The 5,133-nt window shown below is 35.5% G+C and carries 4 protein-coding genes; all 4 read left to right on the top strand.

Annotated features, from left to right (window positions below):
• Positions 1–798: 798 nt before the first annotated feature.
• Genes AB1498_12795 through AB1498_12780 form a run of 4 tightly spaced genes read left to right on the top strand, consistent with a single transcriptional unit; the run spans position 799 to position 4,872 of the window.
• Positions 799–1,863 (top strand): hypothetical protein, encoded by a 1,065-nt coding sequence (locus tag AB1498_12795; protein MEW6089170.1) that lies wholly within the window; start codon positions 799–801, stop codon positions 1,861–1,863.
• Between the two features lie 18 nt (positions 1,864–1,881).
• Positions 1,882–2,619 carry a class I SAM-dependent methyltransferase gene (locus tag AB1498_12790; GenBank protein ID MEW6089169.1) on the top strand — a complete coding sequence of 246 codons (738 nt, stop codon included), beginning with the start codon at positions 1,882–1,884 and terminating at the stop codon, positions 2,617–2,619.
• Entirely contained in the window at positions 2,612–3,631 is a 1,020-nt protein-coding gene (locus AB1498_12785) for a polysaccharide biosynthesis protein (protein ID MEW6089168.1), read from the top strand. The genes AB1498_12790 and AB1498_12785 overlap by 8 nt, the downstream gene beginning before the upstream one ends.
• 32 nt (positions 3,632–3,663) lie before the next feature.
• Positions 3,664–4,872, top strand: coding sequence for a glycosyltransferase family 4 protein (locus AB1498_12780; protein MEW6089167.1), 1,209 nt, complete (start codon positions 3,664–3,666; stop codon positions 4,870–4,872).
• Positions 4,873–5,133: the final 261 nt, after the last annotated feature.

Here is a 5,133-nt window from a genome sequence, read left to right as displayed (position 1 = left end):
CTTAGCTCGCTTAATAAAACTCCGAATTCACGAAGTTTTATTGCTCGGTATAATTTACAATATTCATCGAGGCCTCCAACTCGGCCTCTTGATTTATTTCTATTTGAGGATTTCAACAGAACCATAACGGAATAGTTAAGTTTGGTGTAGCGATAATAGATCCTAGTGGAACAATATATCTTGGAAGTAACGCAGATGGAAGTATGTTTGCCGCTTCCGGTGCAAAGGGGGTAAATGCAAGTACTATCACATATTTGTTACACTAATTTAGTTTGCAGCTTATAAACATAATGGTTGACAGTTGAAGAAAAAGGGGCATGCCCCTGCAACGTGGGTTATAATTGGAAACCTAATTACATTTCGCGGGAGCTTGGGGGACGTTCAGGGAGCTTGGGGGACGTCATAAAAGCATAAAAGTTGTGTTTTTCACGGATAATAGCCGTCATAAATCACCTCATATTCATACTCTTTAAAATTAAAGGACTTGAATAAAATGATAAAAATTAAAAATATAATTCCAATGAATGATTTTAAATTAAAAGTTGATTTTGACAACGGATTGACAAAAATATTTAATATGAAGCCTTAGTTAAAGTACGAGGTATTCTCCTCCCTGAAAGATGTAAATTACTTTCGTCGTGTTCAGAACAGAGGATATTTTATTGAATGACCGGATGAACAAGACCTGAGTGCAGATGCGTTATTTGCTGAAGGTAAAAAAGCTGCTTAAATATCATCATCGTATTCCCATCTTGTAACAAGGCGCATATAGTTGCTTGCTAATTTATTGCGTTATATATGAATATATTGATAATTTCTTTAAATTTCAATCCCGGCCATTTTTCGCACCTTACAGCAAATTATAAATTGTTTGAAGATTATGGATTCACACCTTATTTATATGTGAACAGGTCATTTAATCAAATGGATTTGAAAAATAAATTTAACAGGATTAATAACCTGTCTGAGCTTAAAAAACTCAAAACAATCGATGCGGCTGTATTCTGGTTCCCGTCTTTGAGAAATATTTTTGAGATTATCCGTCTGAGAATTTTCCGCAAATCCAAAATTATTTACATATACCACGAACCGTTTGAATCGATTAAAAGTTATTATAACTCAGGTTTCAGGTTTAAAAAAATTGTTAAAATCTGCTTGATTAACCTTGTGACTATTCCTGTAGTTTTACTTTCGCACAGGATTATTTTGCCGTCATCATCGTCGTTTTTTTTATATAAAAAGAAATACACCTTTTTAAACAAAAACTATTCACTTATACCGCTTCTTTTTGACGATGAAGCGGGTCTATTATTGGAAAAAGCTGATAAAAATTTTATTTCCTACATCGGAACTATTGCCGCTGATCACGGGTTCGACAGGTTTGTTGATTTTGCCGAATCAGCCATAAAAAACGGCTGGTTTCCCAAGCTGAATTTTTTGATCGCGACCCGTAATAAAATTCCAGTCAGGGAGAAAGATATTCTGGAACCGTATTTACGGTCCGGGAAACTTGTTATATCTGAAGGCCGTCCTATGACAAATGAAGAAATCAATCAATATTACAGAGACAGCCTTGTAGTCTGGAACGCGTATAACCGTTCCATGCAGAGCGGTGTGCTTCCTAAAGCATATATGTTCGGTGCCGCTGTAATTGTTTTATTATGCAATGCCAATGAATTTTTTGACAATCACAAAACTGGTGTGTCAGTAAAAGATAATAAAGATGTGAATGAGCTTAAAAAAGCGGTAGAAGAAATTCTTGGCCAAAAGGAATTATTTTTTCAAAATTGCAGAAATAAGTTTTTTGAAAAATTTTATTACAAGGATAAAACCGGAGATTTTATTTCCCTTTTGCAGAATTGAGAAATCTTGAAAAAAAATATGAAAAATGTTACTATATGTCCACAAAGTGCTTCTTTATATGAAGAACCAGACTCGAAATTTTACCGTTTTAAACGTAAGCTTACTTTAAAACCTGTATTGAAGGAAATTAGGAAAATTGTCAAAAAAAACCAGGCATTTTCATTGCTTGAAATTGGAACAGGATCAGGCTTTTTGATGACGTTTCTTGAATCTGAATTTCCGCAGGCGAAGCTTACCGGATTAGAGTATGATGCGAGGCTTGTATCATTAACTAAAAGTAAGGTTAAAAACGCGAGAATTGTCCAGGGAAACGCGGAGGGATTTGACTTTAACAATGAAACATTTGACATTATTGTTTCTTTGCAGGTCATTGAACATCTTAACCGGCCGGAATTAATGCTTTCCTCAGTGAGGAAACATTTAAAACATGGAGGTATATTCATTTTTACAACACCAAATCTAAGCAGTTACAGTGCGAGAGTTATGAAAGGTAAATGGCACGCGCACAGGGAAGACCATGTATCTTTAAAGAAATTCAGTGAATGGAAATCCTTTGTCGAGAAAAATAGATTTACCTCGATCTATTGCGGTTCAACATTTTTTACTGGTATCCCTGTTTTGAATAAATTTCCTCTTGGGATTATTAACTGGGGTCTTCTTTTTTTAATTGGAAATATGCGATGGAAATATGGAGAATCTTTTATGGGAATATTTAAACTGTCATATAATAAGGGAAAAAATAATGCAAATGGCTAATACTGAAAAATTTAATGGTAAAATATTATTAATCACCGGTGGCACAGGCTCTTTTGGTAATGCGGTGTTAAATCGATTTTTGCATACTGAAATTGGAGAAATCCGTATTTTTTCAAGAGATGAAAAGAAACAAGATGATTTGCGCCGAAAAATAAATAACCCAAAAGTAAAATTCTATATTGGAGATGTGAGAGATTACAGATCGGTTGAGAACGCGGTAAGAGGGGTTGATTATATTTTTCACGCGGCGGCGTTAAAGCAAGTGCCTTCCTGCGAGTTTTTTCCTGTTGAAGCGGTAAAGACAAATGTTTTAGGTACTGAAAACGTGTTGGAAACGGCTATTACTCAAAATGTTAAAAATGTGGTTGTTTTGAGCACAGATAAAGCAGTATACCCCATAAATGCGATGGGTATCTCTAAAGCAATGATGGAAAAGGTTATGATTGCGAAATCACGCAATAGTTTAAATACCGTCATTTGCGGAACGCGTTATGGTAATGTGATGGCGTCAAGAGGTTCTGTGATTCCGCTTTTCGTAGAGCAAATAAAAAAAGGTATACCGCTTACCATAACGGACCCAAATATGACGCGTTTTATGTTGCTGCTGGAGGAAGCGGTCGATTTAGTCCTCTTTGCTTTTGAAAATGGGAATCCGGGTGATATGTTTATTCGGAAAGCGCCCGCGGCTACTATTCAAATTTTGGCGGAAGCGTTAATTGATTTATATAAAAGTAAAACCGAAATAAAAGTGATTGGTACCAGGCATGGAGAAAAATTATATGAATATTTATTGACACGTGAAGAAAAAAATAGGGCTGTAGATTTGGGTGATTATTATCAAATTCCTGCGGATAACCGTGATTTGAATTACGCGATATATTTTTCAGAAGGTTTAGAGAATATGCCAAAATTTGAAGATTATCATTCCCACAATACAGAAAGATTGGATATTGAAGGAATGAAAAAGCTTTTAATGAAGTTAGATTTTATTTACGAAGACTTGAAAAAATAGGTTTTAATGTAAAGGAGTAAAGGATAGCGCGGATGATTTTTGTGGTTTCCGAATTTTATTATCCGGAAGAAACATCTACAGGATATATCGTAACAAAGATAGCAGAAGGGCTTGTTGAAACTTTTCCTGTTCAGGTAATAACATGTCCCCCTGACTACTCAGGTTTGAAAGCAGCGCCTGATTCAGAAATCAGAAATAGGGTTAAGATAGAAAGAATAAAGACGGTAAGCATAAACAAGAACAAAATTGTTTCTCGCTTGATAGGGTCTATTTTACGGAGTTTTAAATTAGCGGTAAAGACAATAAAAATGATAAAAAAAGGTGATACTGTCTTTATTGTTACTAATCCTGCCCTGTTGCTTATTCTGATGTGTCTGGTCTGCCGATTTACCCGTTCATCCTTAATTATTCTTACCCACGATGTCTTTCCGGAAAATTTAGAAGCGGCAAAACTTCTTTATGGAGATTCACTTTTATTTCGTATCCTTGTTCGACTTTTCAATTTAGCTTACAATAGCGCGGAACACATTATCGTTATTGGCAGGGATATGAAGAAAATAATGATGCATAAAATTAATAGTGATAATCCGGAAATTACCGTAATTACGAATTGGGCGGATACAACGGATATTTATCCCGATGAACGCAATGCGAATAAAATTATCAAAGACCTGCATCTTGAGAAATGTTTTGTTGTCCAATTTGCCGGCAACATTGGAAGAGTGCAGGGAATTGAGCATATAATTATGGCCGCAGAAATTCTTAAGAGTGAAAATATACATTTTATTTTCGTTGGGGAGGGGGCAAAGAAAAAATGGCTTATTGAACAGGTTGGATCGCGACAGCTAACGAATGTTACAGTTTTTAATTCGATGCCACGCAGAGAACAACAGTTTTTTCTTAATGCGTGTGATGTCGGTATTGTTAGTCTCGCATCCGGAATGACAGGGCTTGGTGTCCCCAGCAAGACCTATAATATTCTTGCTGCAGGGAAGCCAATAATAGCAATTGCCGATTCTGAGTCTGAGGTAGGGCTTCTTATTCAGGAAGATAAGGTTGGATGGATTGTTGCTCCAGCGGATCCGGAAGGGCTTGCTTCTGCAATACGAGAGGCAAGAGGTTTTAGCAGACTTTGTGAAATGGGGCGCAGGGCACGGGAAATAGCCGAAAGTAAATATTCCTTTAAAGTAATTATTGCAAAATATCGGGAAATCCTTGATCGTTATGAATCTAAACACTAAATAATGTTCATTGTTTCTAACTGACGTAACAGGCTTTACCTGTTAAAACCGAAAGCGTAATTATCAAAGCAATCTTTTATAAAGATGTGATATAATATTTAACTAAAATTGTTTAAAAAACTAAATATATTAGGCCTTACACAAGCGTAATTTTTTGAAATAAAAGCGAAAAAGGACTTGAAATGCCCAATTCTATTGGTTAAAATGATTTTATCACAAAACATAACAACCAAAAAAAAGGGCATTTCAAGTGAATAAAAA

Source organism: bacterium, assembly GCA_040754625.1.
Lineage (GTDB): Bacteria > JACRDZ01 > JAQUKH01 > JAQUKH01 > JAQUKH01 > JAQUKH01.
This window is presented reverse-complemented; position numbering and strand designations above follow the sequence as displayed.